The sequence below is a fragment of the Kosakonia pseudosacchari genome, from assembly GCF_015167415.1.
GTDB lineage: Bacteria > Pseudomonadota > Gammaproteobacteria > Enterobacterales > Enterobacteriaceae > Kosakonia > Kosakonia pseudosacchari.
The window spans coordinates 141,473-159,386 of record NZ_CP063425.1 but is presented as its reverse complement, the minus strand read 5'-3'; the positions used below and the strand labels follow the sequence as shown (position 1 = coordinate 159,386).

Genomic DNA, 17,914 nt, shown 5'->3' with positions numbered 1-17,914 from the left:
CCTTTATCTCAGACGGCGTTTAATTCGAACGGCGGCGTGTTAATGCAATTCCGGAGCCGATTAACGCACCAACAATTCCCCACATAATCATCAGGAAAGCACGACGCGGGCTGTCGCGTTTTACCGGTTCTTCCGGCGTACGCAAATAACGATATGTCTGAAAACGGGGATCAAGTGTCGGACCGACGTTAAGCGTATTCAGCATTGCCCGATTTTGATCATAGTCCAGATCAAATTGTGGCCCCACTGCCCGCAGGTTTTCCAGCCGCGCTTGCAGCATTGGACGGCCCAGCATAAACAGTTCTGAATCCGGCAGCTCGTCCGGTGGAACCTCGGTTTCGTTACGAGAGATATTGTGCTGCTCAGCGACTTTGAGCGCTTGCTCAACACTGTGTTGACGACGGTTAAAAATCGCCTTAGCGACTTCTTCCTGGCGTTTAACCTGTGCTTTCATCTGGATGGTTCGCGCGGCCCAGGCACCTTTCAGTTCATCGTTAAGATGACTGGCGGCACGCTGGCTGGCAAAGGCGACATACTGACGCAGCAGGTTGTTAGCATCTGGCGCGGTTTCAGCAATCAACTTAACGTTATCGTTAAGGTTGCGGACAACATCTCCAGGCGTGTACTGGATATTATTGATGAGCTCATCAAGCATCGCCGCATCCGCTTTGCTGTTACCGACCAGGCGCTGTTTGTAGTAATCCGTTTGCGACCAGAAATCGCGGCGCGTATCCCATGAGGCGAGTTGCATAATGAACTCTTTATATGCCTCATCCATGACCGATACCTGATCGGTTGGCGTCTGGTTAGCTTTGTCGTCCAGGTTACGCAGGAACTGCTGCTGGGAATAATAACCTCCCAGCATATTAACCGTGGGGCGGTCGGTAACGGCGGTCGCACTCCACTCCTGGGTAGCAAAGAAGGTCCAGACTAAGGCGAGCAAAGCAAACAACAATGCTATTCCCGCGATCCATAATTTTCCTACCCATAAAGTACGGAACAAGCCCCGGATATCCAGTTCATTTTCCGTCCCCATCGAAGGTGTTCCTGACGCTGGTTGAATCATCGCTTTCCCGGATTTACTTGGTTAGTGTTGATTTAGAAAGGCTATTACGGCGCATTCTGCGTTTAATTCGCTTGATAAAGCGCGCCACTTTCCATGCGCGCTTAATACAGTAGCCATACAAAAAGAAGCATAGCAAAAATAATGCCAACATCACCCATTCAGGAATAAAACGGAGATACTCCGTGACGACCCCAATACTGGCCAGCAGGGAAGCCGCGAGAGTTATCAGCACGAAGGCCTGACGGGAAGTAAACCCTGCGCGCATGATGAGATGATGAATATGCTGGCGATCTGGTGAAAATGGGCTCATTCCTTTACGTAGTCGACGGAACATTATCGCTACCATATCCATCAGCGGAATGGCAATGATCCATAACGCGGTGACCGGGCTAATTGAGTGGATAGGGCCTTGCGTTGTTTGCAGTAAAATCCAGATGATCGTAAAACCAATCAACGTACTGCCCGCATCTCCCATAAAGACTTTGTAACGTCGTCCCAACGCGCCCAGATTCAACAGAACATATGGCAAAATAGCCGCAATCATGGCAAAGCACCACATTGCGAGGCTAAACTGACCATCCAACAATAAAATCACACCGATAGCAGCAAAAGAGACGCAGGAAAGCCCACCCAGCAGACCATCAATGCCATCAACCATATTGAACGCGTTAATTGCCGCCCAGACTGCAAAGAGGGTAAGTAAGTAGCCAAAAGGCCCCAGCACCATCTCCCATGAACCAAAAATGTAGCCGAGACTGCTGAGGTAAAGCTTGCCGACAGCCATCATCACTACGGCAATAGTCGCCTGGACAGCAGCACGAATTTTTACACTAATATCGAATCGATCGTCCAGCGCGCCTATAAAAACCAAAACACCAGCACAGCAGAGGTAGAGGGCAGCGTGAGGAATGTAATAATCCGTGATACCAAACGTAAAACAAACCCCTGCGAATACTGAGATTCCCCCAACAAGAGGGATCAATCCCTGATGCCGTTTACGATAGTTGGGTTTGTCCACCAGTCCGACATGTCTTGCCATTTTACGAGCAACAAACAAAAAGACGGTTGTGAACAAGAAAATACTGAATAATTCAGTAAACGCAGTGAGTAAATTCACAGTGGATGCTCTCAGCGAATGTTAATCCTGGCAGTATAACGACGTTGCCATGCCTCATAAAATGAGAAAGCAGGTCGTTTACAAGCTTTATTGTCTGTTTTTCAACCGAACGAGATATTCAACAGATTTATCTATCACTCTTGAGCGGCCAGCATCGGACAGTGCCTGTCCCGGTGCATATAGCGTATAGCCCGTAAATAAAAAACGCCACGTAAAAACGTGGCGTTTCCGAGGTTTATTTATATTAAGAGCGCTTCATCATGTCGAAGAACTCATCATTCGTCTTCGTCATTGCCAGCTTGTTAATGAGGAACTCCATGGCGTCAATCTCACCCATTGGGTGAATGATTTTGCGCAGGATCCACATTTTCTGCAGTTCTTCCTGAGTGGTGAGCAACTCTTCTTTACGCGTACCGGAACGGTTGTAATCAATCGCCGGGAAGACACGTTTTTCAGCGATTTTACGCGAGAGGTGCAGTTCCATGTTACCGGTGCCTTTAAACTCTTCGTAAATCACTTCGTCCATTTTCGAACCGGTATCAATCAGCGCGGTCGCGATAATGGTCAGGCTACCGCCCTCTTCCACGTTACGCGCGGCACCGAAGAAGCGTTTCGGGCGATGCAGGGCGTTCGCGTCGACACCACCGGTCAGCACTTTGCCGGACGCCGGAACAACGGTGTTGTAAGCGCGGGCCAGACGGGTGATGGAGTCCAGCAGAATGATAACGTCTTTCTTGTGCTCGACCAGGCGCTTGGCCTTCTCGATAACCATTTCTGCAACCTGCACGTGGCGGGAAGCCGGTTCGTCAAAGGTGGAAGCAACCACTTCGCCTTTAACCAGACGTTGCATCTCGGTCACTTCTTCCGGACGTTCGTCAATCAACAGCACCATCAGCACACAATCTGGGTGGTTGTAAGCAATGCTCTGCGCGATGTTCTGCAGCAGCATGGTTTTACCGGCTTTTGGTGGTGCGACAATCAGACCACGCTGACCACGACCGATCGGCGACGCCAGATCCAGTACGCGCGCGGTTAAGTCTTCCGTCGAGCCATTACCACGTTCCATACGCAGGCGAGAGTTCGCGTGCAGCGGCGTTAAGTTTTCAAACAGAATCTTATTACGCGCGTTTTCCGGCTTATCGAAGTTCACCTCGTTAACTTTGAGCAATGCAAAGTAACGTTCACCTTCTTTAGGCGGGCGAATCTTACCTGAAATGGTGTCACCAGTGCGGAGGTTGAAACGGCGGATTTGGCTGGGGGATACGTAGATGTCGTCAGGGCCGGCGAGGTAGGAGCTGTCTGCGGAGCGGAGGAAACCAAATCCATCCTGCAGAATCTCCAGCACGCCATCGCCAAAGATATCTTCGCCACTCTTCGCGTGCTGCTTCAGGATGGCGAAAATGATGTCCTGTTTGCGCATACGGGCCAGGTTTTCCAGCCCCATATTTTCGCCGAGAGTGATCAGCTCAGAAACCGGCGTATTCTTTAATTCGGTAAGATTCATAATGGTGTGGGTTCTTAAACTCGGGGTAGATCTCGAACTTAATGTTGTGAATGGTATGGCAGGGTCATCCATGCCTGTTAACGGCCATCAACTTATGTCTGATCGGTGCCTGGTCACAGGAAAGTACGCAGAACTGAAACGATAAGACGGAATAAGTGATAAGCCCGGAATCTGTCGACTTCTCTCGCGATGGTGTTGCTCTGCGGGAAGTATCGGGGTAATGCAAGATTCAAACAACTAAAGGTATGTTCAAAACGAAGTCAAAACTAAATTAGCACGGCTGAAGCCGGGCGTCCAGCGATCCAAAAAAATTAGGACTGCTGGCACGCCGGCGGAGTCTGGGGTTACGCCGGGTTGGCGTCCAGGAACTCTTTCAGTTGGCCTTTAGACAAAGCGCCAACTTTGGTTGCTACAACTTCACCGTCTTTAAACAGCAGTAGGGTCGGGATACCACGGATGCCGTATTTCGGCGCGGTACCTGGATTGTTGTCGATGTTCAGTTTCGCAATGGTTAGCTTGCCTTCGTACTCATCAGCGACCTCATCCAGAATCGGGGCGATCATTTTACACGGTCCACACCACTCTGCCCAGAAATCAACGAGCACAAGCCCGTCCGCTTTGAGTACATCCGTGTCAAAACTATCGTCAGTCAGGTGAATAATTTTATCGCTCATATCTAACTCCACAGGAATAAGCCTGGCATGTTGGTGTAGCATAAAACAGCAACGTGTTGATGCCACAATAACCAACTAAAGGTTGACTTTATTTCACCGGATACGCTTTCGTAAAGCAATAGTAAGCTGATATTCTACCACACTATGAGCAAAACACATTTAACAGAACAGAAGTTTTCCGACTTCGCCCTGCACCCAAAAGTGATCGAAGCCCTTGAAAAAAAAGGGTTTCATAATTGCACGCCTATTCAGGCTCTGGCTCTTCCGCTGACGCTGGCGGGCCGTGATGTTGCAGGTCAGGCGCAAACCGGTACCGGCAAAACGATGGCGTTTTTAACGTCAACGTTTCATTACCTTCTCTCTCACCCGGCAATCGAAGACCGTAAAGTGAACCAACCGCGCGCGATTATTATGGCGCCGACACGTGAACTCGCGGTACAAATTCACGCCGATGCAGAACCACTGGCGCAAGCGACTGGCCTGAAACTGGGCCTGGCTTACGGCGGTGACGGCTATGACAAACAGCTGAAAGTGCTTGAAAGCGGCGTCGATATTTTAATCGGCACCACGGGTCGATTAATTGATTATACAAAGCAGAACCATATTAACCTGGGCGCGATCCAGGTCGTGGTGCTGGACGAAGCAGATCGTATGTACGATCTGGGCTTTATCAAAGATATCCGCTGGCTGTTCCGCCGTATGCCACCAGTGACGTCACGTTTGAACATGCTCTTCTCCGCCACATTGTCTTACCGGGTGCGTGAGCTGGCGTTTGAGCAGATGAATAACGCTGAGTACGTGGAAGTGGAGCCGGAACAAAAAACGGGCCACCGTATTAAAGAAGAGCTTTTCTACCCGTCCAACGACGAGAAAATGCGCCTGCTGCAGACGCTGATCGAAGAAGAGTGGCCGGATCGCGCCATTATCTTCGCCAATACCAAACACCGCTGTGAAGATATCTGGGGCAGCCTGGCCGCAGATGGTCATCGTGTTGGTTTGCTGACCGGCGATGTCGCGCAGAAAAAGCGCCTGCGTATTCTTGATGAGTTCACGCGTGGCGATCTCGACATTCTGGTGGCGACTGACGTTGCCGCACGTGGTCTGCATATTCCTGCGGTCACGCACGTTTTTAACTACGATCTGCCGGACGATTGTGAAGATTACGTTCACCGTATCGGTCGTACCGGTCGCGCTGGTGCCAGCGGTCACTCAATCAGCCTCGCTTGTGAAGAGTACGCCCTGAACCTGCCGGCGATTGAGACCTATATCGGGCATTCTATCCCGGTCAGCAAATACGATCCGGATGCCCTGCTCACCGAGCTGCCGCCGCCAAAACGCCTGACGCGTTCACGCTCTGGCAACGGCCCGCGCCGCAGCGGTGGCGCCCCACGTAATCGTCGTCGTTCAGGTTAAAAATATGCTCGGTTCCGCCTCGCTCTATGCCGCTATTGATCTTGGATCCAACAGTTTTCATATGCTGGTTGTGCGCGAGGTGGCGGGAAGCATTCAGACGCTTTCTCGCATCAAACGTAAAGTTCGCCTGGCTGCAGGGTTAAGCCCCGACAATCGTCTTTCTCAGGAAGCGATGGAGCGAGGGTGGCAGTGCCTGCGGCTATTTTCCGAACGTCTGCAGGATATTCCCCAGGAGCAAATCCGCGTCGTAGCAACGGCCACGTTGCGCCTGGCGGTTAACGCGCAGGAATTTATCGACAAAGCGCAAGAAATCCTCGGCTGCCCGGTGCAAGTCATTAGCGGCGAGGAAGAAGCGCGGCTGATTTATCAGGGCGTTGCGCACACGACGGGTGGCGCGGATCAGCGTCTGGTGGTTGATATTGGCGGCGCCAGCACGGAGCTGGTGACCGGCACCGGGGCACAAACGACCTCCCTTTTCAGCCTGTCGATGGGCTGCGTCACCTGGCTTGAGCGCTTTTTCACCGATCGAAATCTCGGGCAGGAAAACTTCGCCGCCGCCGAACAGGCCGCGCGTGAGGTGCTGCGCCCGGTTGCCGATGAGCTTCGCCGCCATGGCTGGAAAGTGTGTGTCGGGGCATCGGGTACGGTTCAGGCGTTGCAAGAAATCATGATGGCGCAGGGCATGGATGAGCGCATCACCCTCGCTAAATTGCAGCAGCTTAAACAGCGCGCCATACAGTGCGGGCGACTCGAAGAGCTGGAAATCGAAGGCCTGACGCTGGAACGCGCGTTGGTGTTCCCGAGCGGTCTGGCCATCCTTATCGCTATCTTCACCGAAATGAATATTGAAAGCATGACGCTGGCCGGTGGCGCATTACGCGAAGGTCTGGTCTACGGCATGTTGCACCTGGCGGTAGATGAAGACATTCGTAGCCGCACGCTGCGCAATATTCAACGCCGTTTTATTATCGATACCGATCAATCCCGGCGCGTGACAACGCTGGCCGGGCGTTTTGCGCAAAGCGTCGCTAAAGAGTGGGAATTAGACACCTATAGCATCGAAATTCTGAAAGTTGCCTGCGAACTGCATGAAATTGGTTTGAGTATTGAGTTTAAGCAAGCGCCGTTACATGCGGCATGGCTGGTACGTAATCTTGATCTACCCGGGTTTACCCCCGCGCAAAAGAAACTGCTCGCGACATTGCTGCTTAATCAGACGAACGCGGTCGATCTCTCATCCTTGCATCAACAAAACGCCGTACCGCCGCGCGTCGCCGAGCATCTTTGTCGTCTGCTTCGTCTTGCCATTATTTTCGCCAGCCGTCGTCGCGATGATCTGCTGCCGGAAATAGCGGTCACCGCGCAGGGCGAGAAGCTGGTGCTGACGCTGCCGCAAGGGTGGCTGGCAAGTCACCCGCTTGGCGCAGAACTGATTGATCAGGAAAGCCAGTGGCAAAGTTACGTGCACTGGTCACTGGAAATCCAGTAATCCCCATTCGGAATATGGCCCGCTCGCTGCGGGCTTTCTTATTGCTTGCTGAAAAACACAGTCCAGCAGCTCTGCCGGGTTGCAACCTTACCGAGCGGGCGGGCGCTTATTTTTAAGATTTCAGCCCGCTCTTTAAGAGCCGTAATCTTCGCGGCTCTCGATAAAGGTGAATTTTTATTTGTCCTTCGCTTTCGCCAGCATCGCGCGTATGTTCGCCACGTTAGCCTGACCTTTGTGCATGCGCTCTTCGGCGCTGACCACTTTGCGTTCCTGCTCCCAAATCAGATCGTCTTGCGGTAATTCCAGCAGAAAGCGGCTCGGTTCCGGGCGAACTAACTCACCATACTGACGGCGCTCTTTGCAGAGGGTGAAAATCAGCTCTTTCTGCGCGCGGGTGATGCCCACATAGGCCAGACGCCGCTCTTCATCGACGTTGTCTTCATCGATACTGCTCTGGTGCGGCAATAACCCCTCTTCCATACCCACCAGGAAAACATAGGGAAATTCAAGGCCCTTAGAAGCATGCAGCGTCATCAACTGCACCTGATCGGATTCGTCGTCGCTCTCGCCACGCTCCATCATGTCGCGCAGGGTGAAGCGTGTCACCACTTCCGCCAGCGTCATCGGTTCATCCAGTTCGCTGCCTTCCAGCATCTCCGTCATCCAGCCGAATAGCGTATTGACGTTTTTCATACGCATCTCCGCCGCTTTCGGGCTGGCGGAGGTTTCGAACAACCACGATTCATAATCGATGCCGTGAATTAAATCGCGCACCGCTGCGATAGGCTCGCGCTCCGACAAACGTTGTACCTCACCGAGCCAGTGAGTAAAACGCGTCAGCGCGTCATAACCGCGTCCGGTCAGCGTCTGGTTCAGGCCAACGTCGAAGCTGGCGGCAAACAGGCTCTTATTACGCAACATCGCCCATTCCCCCAGCTTTTGTAGCGTTGCCGAACCAATTTCACGCTTTGGCGTATTCACAATCCGCAAAAACGCACTGTCATCATCCGTATTGGTCAGCACCCGCAAATAGGCCAGCAGATCTTTGATTTCCGGGCGCGAAAAGAACGAGGTACCGCCGGAAATCTTGTACGGGATGCGGTTCTGCATCAGGAATTTTTCGAATACGCGCGACTGGTGGTTACCGCGATAGAGGATCGCATAATCCTTGTATTCGGTCTTATTCACGAAGTGGTGAGCAATCAGCTCGCCGGTCACACGCTCGGCTTCATGTTCTTCATGGTTGGCGCTGAGCACTTTCAGCTCCGCACCATAACCCAGCTCGGAAAAGAGCCGCTTTTCAAACACGTGTGGGTTGTTGGCGATGAGGATATTCGCCGCTTTCAGGATGCGCCCGGAAGAGCGGTAGTTTTGCTCCAGCTTAATCACCTGCAATGCCGGAAAATCCTGGCTCAGCAGCACCAGGTTTTGCGGCCGCGCCCCGCGCCACGAATAAATCGACTGGTCATCGTCACCCACGACGGTAAAGCGCGCGCGCTGGCCCACTAACAGCTTTACCAGTTCATACTGGCTGGTGTTGGTGTCCTGATATTCATCCACCAGCAGATAACGGATCTTGTTCTGCCAGCGTTCGCGCACCTCTTCGTTTCGCTGTAATAACAGCGTTGGCAACAGGATCAGGTCGTCGAAATCGAGTACGTTACACGCCTTCATATGGGCGTCGTACAGACCATAGCAGTGGGCAAAAATACGATCGCGTTCACCGTTTGCGCGCGCCGCAGCTTGCGGCGGGGTCAGCAGATCGTTTTTCCAGTTTGAGATCGTAGAGATCAGCTGTTGCAGCACCACTTTGTCATCGTCGATCAGCCCTTCGGTCAGATCTTTTAACAGTGCGACCTGATCGGTGTCGTCAAACAGGGAAAAGTTAGATTTCATCCCCAACGCGGCGAACTCACGTTTGATGATATTCAGCCCCAGCGTGTGGAACGTAGAGATCATCAACCCGCGCGCCTCTTTGCGCCCCAGCGTCTGCGCAACGCGTTCTTTCATCTCGCGCGCCGCTTTGTTGGTAAAGGTTACCGCCGCGATATGTTTCGCCTGGTAGCCGCAGCCACGGATCAAATGGGCGATTTTATTGGTGATCACGCGTGTTTTACCGGATCCCGCTCCCGCCAGCACCAGGCATGGTCCGGTGACGAATTCAACGGCTTGTTGTTGTCCGGGATTTAAACGCATAAAAGATCACTCAATGAAAAGTCTGGAGGGAAGAAAACGCGTGGTAGTATAGCCAGCCTCAACAACCTCACTCAAGGCACGATCATGGCAAAAACCGCAGCAGCACTGCATATCCTTGTTAAAGAAGAGAAACTGGCGCTGGATCTTCTGGAACAGATCAAAAACGGCGGCGATTTCGAAAAGCTGGCGAAGAAACACTCTATCTGCCCGTCAGGCAAAAAAGGCGGACATTTGGGCGAATTCCGTCAGGGCCAGATGGTTCCCGCGTTCGATAAAGTGGTGTTTTCCTGCCCGGTACTGGAGCCAACCGGCCCGCTGCACACCCAGTTCGGTTACCACATCATCAAAGTGCTGTACCGCAACTAATGGTTGAGCCTCTCATCACAGAGAGGCTTTTTTATTTGTGCGATTGCAGCTTCTGCTGCGCGTCATGCTTCATCACATGCATATTGATTGCCGCCTGGAATACTTTGAACATCAGGCCATTAATCAATGTCGCCAGGGTAATGGTAATGAACGCTGTCATTACCCAGTCAATCACTGCGATACCGCTATGCAACAGCGCAGGACGGTACACCAGCATGCCGCCAAACACCGCCCAGTGACTCAGACAATAGAAACACTGAAACAAGTGCCCTATCATCGCGTTCTTTTTCACCGTCCATTCACGAAAAGCCGCAAATAGCTCCGTTTGTGTCACCGTTATTGAAATGCTGCTGGCAGCCAGCGCAATCATCAGGCAGGTGGTTAAATCGGCAATCATCAGTGGTGCCCCTTCTCGTTGAAGTAACGAATAAATTCTGCGCCGACATCGTGTAGTGTCAGGTTTTTAAAACGTTCGAGGATCAGCGATTGTGCGTCGGCAAGCGTTGATGACATCACCCGGTTCACCCCTTGTTCAACCAGACACTCAGGGTTTTCATTACGATTGCCCAACGCGAACAACGCAGGCGATCCCAGTGCGATGTAGATGTCGTAGAGTGTGACCAGGCCGACGGAGCGGCAAAGTCGCCAGCCGCCGTGGTGCCCTTTGGTCGCGCAGACAATCTGCTGCTCCCGTAATCCGGCGAGCAGTTTGCGAATAAACGCCGGGTTACCGTCGATGTATTCAGCCATCTGTTCCGAAGTCATCGGTTTATCAGCCTGTTCCATGTGGAGCAGGATGTGCAATGTCGCGGAGAAGGAGTTATTTATTTTCATGTAACTTACGATATTACATAAAAACAAATTCAACAAGACAGACGGCAAAAAAAGATCGCGTCCATTGTCACTCATAAAAAAGCCCGGAAGCGCTAACGCCTCCGGGCTTAAACTTTTCTATGAAATTCGGCTTATCGCTACCGAAAGACGATGGGAATTAGCTCGCGACGGCGATACGTTTCATATCCGTCATATAACCGCGCAATTTCTGACCCACTTTCTCAATGGCGTGGCTGCGAATTGCCTCATTCACATCGCGCAGTTGCGCGTTATCTACCGCACCTTCGGCAATCGCTTTACCCAGGTCGCCCGTTTGCAGCGTGGTCATGAACTCTTTCAGCAGCGGTACGCAAGCATAAGAGAACAGATAGTTGCCGTACTCTGCGGTATCGGAAATGACCACGTTCATCTCATACAGACGCTTACGCGCGATGGTGTTGGCAATCAGCGGCAGTTCGTGCAGCGATTCATAGTAAGCGGACTCTTCGATAATGCCGGACGCCACCATGGTTTCGAACGCCAGTTCAACACCCGCTTTCACCATCGCAATCATCAGCACGCCTTTATCAAAGTACTCCTGCTCGCTGATTTTGCCTTCATACTGCGGTGCGGTTTCGAACGCGGTTTTACCGGTTTCTTCACGCCAGGTCAGCAGTTTCTTATCGTCATTGGCCCAGTCAGCCATCATGCCGGAAGAGAACTCGCCGGAGATGATATCGTCCATATGTTTCTGGAACAGCGGCGCCATAATGCCTTTCAGCTGTTCTGACAGCGCGTAAGCACGCAGTTTCGCCGGATTGGACAAGCGATCCATCATCAGCGTAATACCACCCTGTTTCAGCGCTTCGGTGATGGTTTCCCAGCCGAACTGAATCAGTTTTTCTGCGTAAGCCGGGTCAGTACCTTCCGCCACCAGCTTGTCGAAACACAGCAGGGAACCCGCCTGCAGCATGCCGCAGAGGATGGTCTGCTCGCCCATCAGGTCAGATTTCACTTCCGCAACGAAAGAGGACTCCAGAACGCCCGCACGGTGACCACCGGTTGCCGCAGCCCAGGCTTTAGCAATCGCCATCCCTTCGCCTTTCGGGTCGTTTTCCGGGTGGACAGCGATCAGGGTCGGAACACCGAAACCACGTTTGTACTCTTCACGAACTTCCGTGCCAGGACACTTCGGTGCCACCATCACGACAGTGATGTCTTTACGGATCTGCTCACCCACTTCCACGATGTTGAAACCGTGAGAGTAGCCCAGCGCCGCGCCGTCTTTCATCAGCGGCTGCACGGCACGCACGACGTCAGAGTGCTGTTTGTCCGGCGTCAGGTTCACGACCAGGTCCGCCTGCGGGATCAGCTCTTCATAAGTGCCGACTTTAAAACCGTTTTCGGTCGCTTTGCGCCAGGACGCGCGTTTCTCCGCAATGGCTTCTTTACGCAGCGCGTAAGCGATATCCAGACCGGAGTCGCGCATGTTCAGGCCCTGGTTCAGCCCCTGGGCGCCGCAGCCGACGATGACCACTTTTTTACCCTGAAGGTAGCTTGCGCCATCGGCAAATTCGTCACGCGCCATGAAGCGGCATTTGCCCAGCTGCGCCAGCTGCTGGCGCAGGTTCAGTGTATTAAAGTAGTTAGCCATTTGAGACCTCGTCGTGTGATGTTGTGTTGTGCCGTTCTTTTTTGCGCTAACGCTTTAGGTTTTCTGTTGCGCAAATTATTCAGGGCAATATTTATTGTTCAGTTCGCTGATAAGCGAGATTGAACCCACTATATGACAGGAAATGCGTTGCTTAAATTGATATATTAACAATGTCACATTGCAATTTTTGCAATGTAAATTTGTGGAGTCTGTCTCATGGATTTACGCGATCTGAAAACGTTCCTGCATCTGGCCGAAAGCCGCCATTTTGGCCGCAGCGCGCGCGCCATGCATGTCAGTCCTTCCACGCTTTCACGGCAAATCCAACGGCTGGAAGAAGACCTCGGACAGCCGCTGTTTGTGCGCGATAACCGTACCGTCACGCTGACAGAAGCGGGTGAAGAGCTGCGTGTTTTCGCGCAACAAACGTTATTGCAGTATCAGCAATTGCGCCACACCATCGACCAGCAAGGCCCGTCGCTCTCCGGCGAGCTGCATCTTTTCTGTTCCGTTACTGCGGCTTATAGCCACTTGCCGCCGATTCTCGATCGTTTTCGCGCGGAACATCCGTCGGTAGAGATCAAACTCACCACCGGCGATGCCGCCGATGCGATGGAAAAAGTGGTCACCGGCGAAGCGGATCTGGCCATTGCCGGGAAACCGGAAACGCTGCCCGGCGCGGTAGCGTTTTCGATGCTGGAAAACCTGGCCGTGGTGCTGATAGCACCTGCGCTTCCCTGCCCGGTGCGTAACCAGGTTTCGCAGCCCGAACCAGACTGGTCCACCGTGCCGTTTATCATGGCCGATCAGGGCCCGGTGCGCCGCCGTATCGAGCTATGGTTCCGCCGTCATAAAATCAGCAATCCGTCAATTTACGCCACCGTCGGCGGCCACGAAGCGATGGTGTCGATGGTCGCGCTCGGTTGCGGCGTGGCGCTCATCCCGGAAGTGGTGCTGGAAAACAGCCCGGAGCCGGTGCGCAACCGCGTGATGATCCTTGAACGCAGTGATGAGAAAACGCCATTTGAGCTTGGCGTCTGTGTACAAAAAAAGCGGCTCTATGAGCCGCTTATTGATGCGTTCTGGAAAATCCTGCCAAACAACTAACCGGCAAGGAAAAAGCGGAACGCCGGGTTATGCGTTTCGTCGTGGCATTCGTAACCCAGCTCGTTGAGCCGGGTTTCGAAATCCGGTTCATGCTCGCCCAGTTCGAACGCCGCCAGAACGCGCCCATAATCGGTGCCGTGGCTGCGGTAATGGAACAATGAAATATTCCAGTGTGTACCGAGCGTATGCAGGAACTTCAGCAGCGCACCCGGCGATTCCGGGAACTCAAAACTGTACAGACGTTCACGCAGCGGTTTCGACGGTCGTCCCCCCACCATGTAACGCACATGCAGTTTCGCCATCTCGTCATCGGAAAGATCCACCACGCTGTAACCGCCTTCGTGCAGCAGATCGAGGATCTCTTTACGCTCCTCCAGCCCGCGGCTTAACCGCACACCGACAAAAATGCAGGCATCTTTGGCATCGGCAAAGCGATAGTTAAACTCGGTCACAGAGCGCCCGCCCAACAACTGGCAAAACTTCAGGAAGCTACCTTTCTCTTCCGGAATGGTCACCGCCAGCAGCGCTTCACGCTGCTCGCCCAACTCGCAACGCTCAGAAACATAACGCAAGCCGTGGAAATTGACGTTTGCGCCAGAAAGCACATGCGCCAGCCGCTCGCCGCGAATGTTATGTTTGGCGATATATTTTTTCATTCCTGCCAGCGCCAGCGCGCCAGACGGTTCCGCGACGGCGCGAACATCTTCGAATAGATCTTTCATCGCCGCGCAAATCGCATCGCTATCCACGGTGATGATATCGTCGAGATACTCTTTGCACAGACGGAAGGTTTCGTTACCGATACGTTTTACCGCCACGCCTTCGGCAAACAAGCCCACGCGCGGTAACTCGACCGGATGACCTGCATCCAGTGCCGCTTTCAGGCAGGCGGAGTCTTCCGCTTCAACGGCGATTACTTTGATTTGCGGCATCAGTTGTTTAATCAACACCGCCACGCCCGCCGCTAAACCGCCGCCGCCGACCGGCACAAAAACGCGATCAATGTGTGCGTCCTGTTGCAGCAATTCCAGCGCCAGCGTACCTTGCCCGGCGATCACCATCGGGTGATCAAACGGCGGCACAAAGGTGAAACCTTGTTGTTCGGCCAGTTCAATGGCTTTCGCTTTCGCTTCGTCAAAGTTGGCGCCATGCAACAGCACTTCGCCACCAAAGCCGCGCACCGCATCCACTTTGATATCCGCCGTGGCGACAGGCATTACAATCAGCGATTTGATACCCAGACGCGTCGATGACATTGCCACGCCCTGCGCATGATTGCCCGCAGAAGCCGTAATCACACCATGCGCTTTTTGCTCAGGCGTCAGCCCGGCAATCATCGCGTACGCGCCACGCAGCTTAAAGCTGTGCACCGGCTGGCGATCTTCGCGCTTCACCAGGATCACATTGTCGAGACGCGAAGAGAGCTTCTCCATTTTTTGCAGCGGCGTTACCTGCGCCGCTTCGTAAACCGGCGCACGCAGCACCGCTCTCAGATATTCCGCTCCTTCGGGAGCGGCTGAGAGGGGTTGGGATTCGGCCATCATTAACCCCCAAGTTTGGATTTATCGCGAACCGCGCCTTTATCCGCACTGGTCGCGAGACTGGCATAAGCGCGCAGCGCGAAGGAGACCTGACGTTCACGGTCAACCGGCGTCCAGGCTTTATCGCCGCGGGCTTCCTGCGCTTCACGACGTGCCGCCAGCTCGCGATCGCTCAGTTGCAGTTGAATGCTACGGCTCGGGATATCGATAGCGATGATATCGCCATCTTCAATCAGGCCAATATTGCCGCCGCTTGCCGCTTCCGGGGAAACGTGACCGATAGATAAACCCGATGTGCCGCCGGAGAAACGCCCGTCGGTGATCAGCGCACACGCTTTGCCGAGCCCCATTGATTTCAGGAAGCTGGTTGGGTAGAGCATTTCCTGCATCCCCGGCCCGCCTTTCGGCCCTTCGTAACGAATCACCACCACGTCCCCTGCGACAACTTTGCCGCCGAGAATAGCGTCCACCGCTGCGTCCTGGCTTTCGTACACTTTCGCCGGACCGGTGAATGTCAGGTTGCTGTCATCAACGCCTGCGGTTTTGACGATACAGCCGTTTTCCGCAAAGTTGCCGTACAGTACGGCCAGACCGCCGTCCTGGCTGTAGGCATGCTCCAGCGAACGGATGCAGCCTTCAGCGCGATCGTCATCCAGCGTGTCCCAACGGCAGTTTTGTGAGAACGCTTGCGTGGTGCGGATGCCTGCCGGGCCTGCGCGGAACATGGTTTTCACCGCGTCGTCTTTGGTCAGCATCACGTCGTACTGCTCAAGGGTTTGCGGCAGCGTCAGACCGAGTACGTTTTTCACATCCCGGTTCAACAAATTAGCGCGATCCAGCTCACCAAGAATGCCCAACACGCCACCGGCGCGGTGTACATCCTCCATATGGTATTTCTGCGTACTCGGCGCGACTTTACACAGCTGCGGAACTTTGCGGGACAGTTTATCGATGTCACTCATGGTGAAATCAATCTCCGCTTCCTGCGCGGCAGCCAGCAAGTGCAGAACGGTGTTAGTAGAGCCACCCATGGCGATATCCAGCGTCATGGCGTTCTCAAACGCCGCTTTACTGGCGATGGAACGCGGCAGTGCGCTGGTATCATCCTGCTCGTAATAGCGTTTGGTCAGCTCAACAATACGTTTGCCCGCGTTGATAAACAGCTCTTTGCGGTCAGCGTGCGTCGCCAGCAGCGAGCCGTTACCCGGCTGCGACAGCCCCAGCGCTTCGGTCAGACAGTTCATCGAGTTGGCGGTGAACATGCCGGAGCAGGAGCCGCAAGTTGGGCAGGCGGAGCGCTCTACCTGTTCGCTCTGATCGTCAGAGACTTTCGGGTCTGCGCCCTGAATCATGGCATCCACCAGATCGAGTTTGATTATCTGGTTGGAAAGTTTGGTTTTCCCGGCTTCCATCGGGCCGCCGGAGACGAAAATCACCGGAATATTCAACCGCAGAGAAGCCATCAGCATCCCCGGGGTAATTTTGTCGCAGTTGGAAATACACACCATCGCATCAGCGCAGTGGGCATTGACCATGTATTCAACGGAATCGGCAATCAGCTCGCGGGAAGGCAGTGAGTAAAGCATGCCGCCGTGGCCCATGGCGATGCCATCATCAACGGCGATGGTGTTGAACTCTTTCGCCACGCCGCCTGCGGCTTCGATTTGCTCCGCAACCAGCTTACCGAGATCGCGCAGGTGAACGTGGCCCGGCACGAACTGGGTAAACGAGTTCACGACAGCGATAATCGGCTTGCCGAAATCGGCGTCGGTCATCCCGGTTGCGCGCCACAGCGCGCGGGCACCCGCCATATTGCGCCCGTGGGTGGTGGTGGCGGAACGGTACTTAGGCATGCTCTTTTACTCCCGTCTATCTTGTCGATGGGGTGGTGCGTGCCATCCCATATTTATTTGCGATACCCTAAAAATTCGGGTTGTAGGGAGGCGGCAAGCGAGCGAATCCCCGGGAGCTTACCTAAGTAAGTGACGGGGATGAACGATTGCGGCCAACACACCTACAACCTGAAGTATGACGGGTATTTATGGATTAACTTGATCCAACCAGCCCCACTTATCTTCCGTTTCACCGGTAAAGAGGCCAAAGAATGCTTGCTGAATACGTTTGGTGACCGGGCCGCAACGACCTTCGCCCACCTGAATGCCGTCGACACTGCGCACCGGCGTGATTTCCGCTGCGGTACCGGACATAAATACTTCATCCGCCAGATACAGCGATTCACGGGACAGCACCTGCTCACGAACTTCGATGTTCAGCTCTTTCGCCAGCTTGATGATCGCATCGCGGGTGATACCCGGCAGGGCAGAGGAGGTAAACGGCGGCGTGAACAGGATGCCATCTTTTACTTCAAACAGGTTTTCGCCCGCACCTTCAGAGATGTAGCCGTTCACGTCCAGCGCGATCCCTTCCTGGTAGCCATGGCGGCGGGCTTCGCTGCCCACAAGCAGGGAAGAGAGGTAGTTACCGCCCGCTTTTGCGGCTGTCGGGATGGTGTTCGGCGCAACGCGGTTCCAGGAAGAAACCATCGCGTCGATCCCTTGATCCAGCGCTTCCGCACCGAGGTAAGCGCCCCACGGGAACGCGGCGATGATCACATCAGTGGTGTAGCCCGCCGGAGGGTTAACGCCCATGCCAACATCGCCCACAAACACCAGCGGACGAATATAGGCGCTGGTCAGATTGTTTTTGCGGATCACTGCGCGGCAGGCTTCCATCAGCTCATCAACGCTCTGAGATACCGGGAAACGATAGATTTTGGCGGAATCGCGCAGACGCTGCATATGTTCACGATGGCGGAAGACTACCGGACCTTTGTGCGAGTCATAGCAACGGATACCTTCAAACACGGAAGTACCGTAATGCAGCGCGTGGGACATCACGTGGACTTTTGCATCTTCCCAACGAACCATCTCGCCATTAGACCAAATGTAGTCTGCTTTTTTCGTCGTCATTATTC

The 17,914-nt window shown here is 53.8% G+C and carries 15 protein-coding genes; 4 read left to right on the top strand and 11 right to left on the bottom strand.

Annotation, left to right across the window (positions count from 1 at the left end; all coding sequences use genetic code 11):
• Positions 1-19: 19 nt before the first annotated feature.
• The 4 genes from wzzE to trxA form a co-directional block, all read right to left on the bottom strand.
• Entirely contained in the window at positions 20-1,066 is a 1,047-nt protein-coding gene (wzzE, locus tag IP581_RS00740) for an ECA polysaccharide chain length modulation protein (protein WP_193821538.1), read from the bottom strand.
• 13 nt (positions 1,067-1,079) lie between these two features.
• On the bottom strand, positions 1,080-2,183 hold the full coding sequence (gene wecA, locus IP581_RS00735; protein WP_193821537.1) for a UDP-N-acetylglucosamine--undecaprenyl-phosphate N-acetylglucosaminephosphotransferase: 1,104 nt from the start codon (positions 2,181-2,183) through the stop codon (positions 1,080-1,082).
• A 244-nt stretch (positions 2,184-2,427) separates the two neighbouring features.
• A complete protein-coding gene (gene rho / locus IP581_RS00730; RefSeq protein WP_004386383.1) occupies positions 2,428-3,687 on the bottom strand; it encodes a transcription termination factor Rho in 1,260 nt (419 codons plus the stop codon).
• A 344-nt stretch (positions 3,688-4,031) separates the two neighbouring features.
• Positions 4,032-4,361, bottom strand: a complete 330-nt coding sequence (gene trxA / locus IP581_RS00725) for a thioredoxin TrxA (protein WP_193821536.1) — start codon at positions 4,359-4,361, stop codon at positions 4,032-4,034.
• Between the two features lie 144 nt (positions 4,362-4,505).
• On the opposite strand from trxA, the gene rhlB reads away from it, so the two are divergent.
• Together rhlB and gppA are read left to right on the top strand one after the other, a co-directional pair.
• Positions 4,506-5,774, top strand: a complete 1,269-nt coding sequence (rhlB, locus tag IP581_RS00720) for an ATP-dependent RNA helicase RhlB (protein ID WP_097401976.1) — start codon at positions 4,506-4,508, stop codon at positions 5,772-5,774.
• 4 nt (positions 5,775-5,778) lie between these two features.
• The gene (gene gppA, locus IP581_RS00715; RefSeq protein WP_193821535.1) at positions 5,779-7,263 is read left to right on the top strand and encodes a guanosine-5'-triphosphate,3'-diphosphate diphosphatase; all 1,485 of its coding nucleotides are present in this window, start codon (positions 5,779-5,781) and stop codon (positions 7,261-7,263) included.
• 174 nt (positions 7,264-7,437) lie between these two features.
• On the opposite strand, the gene rep is transcribed toward gppA, so the two are convergent.
• Complete coding sequence (gene rep / locus IP581_RS00710) at positions 7,438-9,459, bottom strand: DNA helicase Rep (RefSeq protein ID WP_017459710.1); 2,022 nt, start codon at positions 9,457-9,459, stop codon at positions 7,438-7,440.
• Between the two features lie 84 nt (positions 9,460-9,543).
• Between rep and ppiC the strand changes: the two genes are divergently transcribed.
• A complete protein-coding gene (ppiC, locus tag IP581_RS00705; RefSeq protein WP_001140255.1) occupies positions 9,544-9,825 on the top strand; it encodes a peptidylprolyl isomerase PpiC in 282 nt (93 codons plus the stop codon).
• Between the two features lie 31 nt (positions 9,826-9,856).
• Here ppiC and IP581_RS00700 read toward each other — a convergent pair whose 3' ends face one another.
• From IP581_RS00700 to ilvC, 3 genes are all read right to left on the bottom strand, one after another.
• Positions 9,857-10,222, bottom strand: coding sequence for a DUF1360 domain-containing protein (locus IP581_RS00700; protein ID WP_097401978.1), 366 nt, complete (start codon positions 10,220-10,222; stop codon positions 9,857-9,859).
• Positions 10,222-10,659 (bottom strand): RrF2 family transcriptional regulator, encoded by a 438-nt coding sequence (locus IP581_RS00695; RefSeq protein WP_193821534.1) that lies wholly within the window; start codon positions 10,657-10,659, stop codon positions 10,222-10,224. The genes IP581_RS00700 and IP581_RS00695 overlap by 1 nt, the downstream gene beginning before the upstream one ends.
• Positions 10,660-10,816: 157 nt before the next feature.
• Positions 10,817-12,292, bottom strand: a complete 1,476-nt coding sequence (ilvC, locus tag IP581_RS00690; protein WP_097401979.1) for a ketol-acid reductoisomerase — start codon at positions 12,290-12,292, stop codon at positions 10,817-10,819.
• 216 nt (positions 12,293-12,508) lie between these two features.
• Here ilvC and ilvY point away from each other — a divergent pair, with 216 nt between their 5' ends.
• Complete coding sequence (ilvY, locus tag IP581_RS00685; RefSeq protein WP_020455991.1) at positions 12,509-13,399, top strand: HTH-type transcriptional activator IlvY; 891 nt, start codon at positions 12,509-12,511, stop codon at positions 13,397-13,399.
• Here the strand turns inward: ilvY and ilvA are convergent.
• From ilvA to IP581_RS00670, 3 genes are all read right to left on the bottom strand, one after another.
• The gene (ilvA, locus tag IP581_RS00680; RefSeq protein ID WP_086868527.1) at positions 13,396-14,940 is read right to left on the bottom strand and encodes a threonine ammonia-lyase, biosynthetic; all 1,545 of its coding nucleotides are present in this window, start codon (positions 14,938-14,940) and stop codon (positions 13,396-13,398) included. The genes ilvY and ilvA overlap by 4 nt on opposite strands.
• Positions 14,941-14,942: 2 nt before the next feature.
• Positions 14,943-16,793 carry a dihydroxy-acid dehydratase gene (gene ilvD / locus IP581_RS00675; protein WP_086868421.1) on the bottom strand — a complete coding sequence of 617 codons (1,851 nt, stop codon included), beginning with the start codon at positions 16,791-16,793 and terminating at the stop codon, positions 14,943-14,945.
• A 186-nt stretch (positions 16,794-16,979) separates the two neighbouring features.
• Positions 16,980-17,909, bottom strand: a complete 930-nt coding sequence (locus tag IP581_RS00670; RefSeq protein WP_020455988.1) for a branched-chain amino acid transaminase — start codon at positions 17,907-17,909, stop codon at positions 16,980-16,982.
• Between the last annotated feature and the right edge of the window lie 5 nt (positions 17,910-17,914).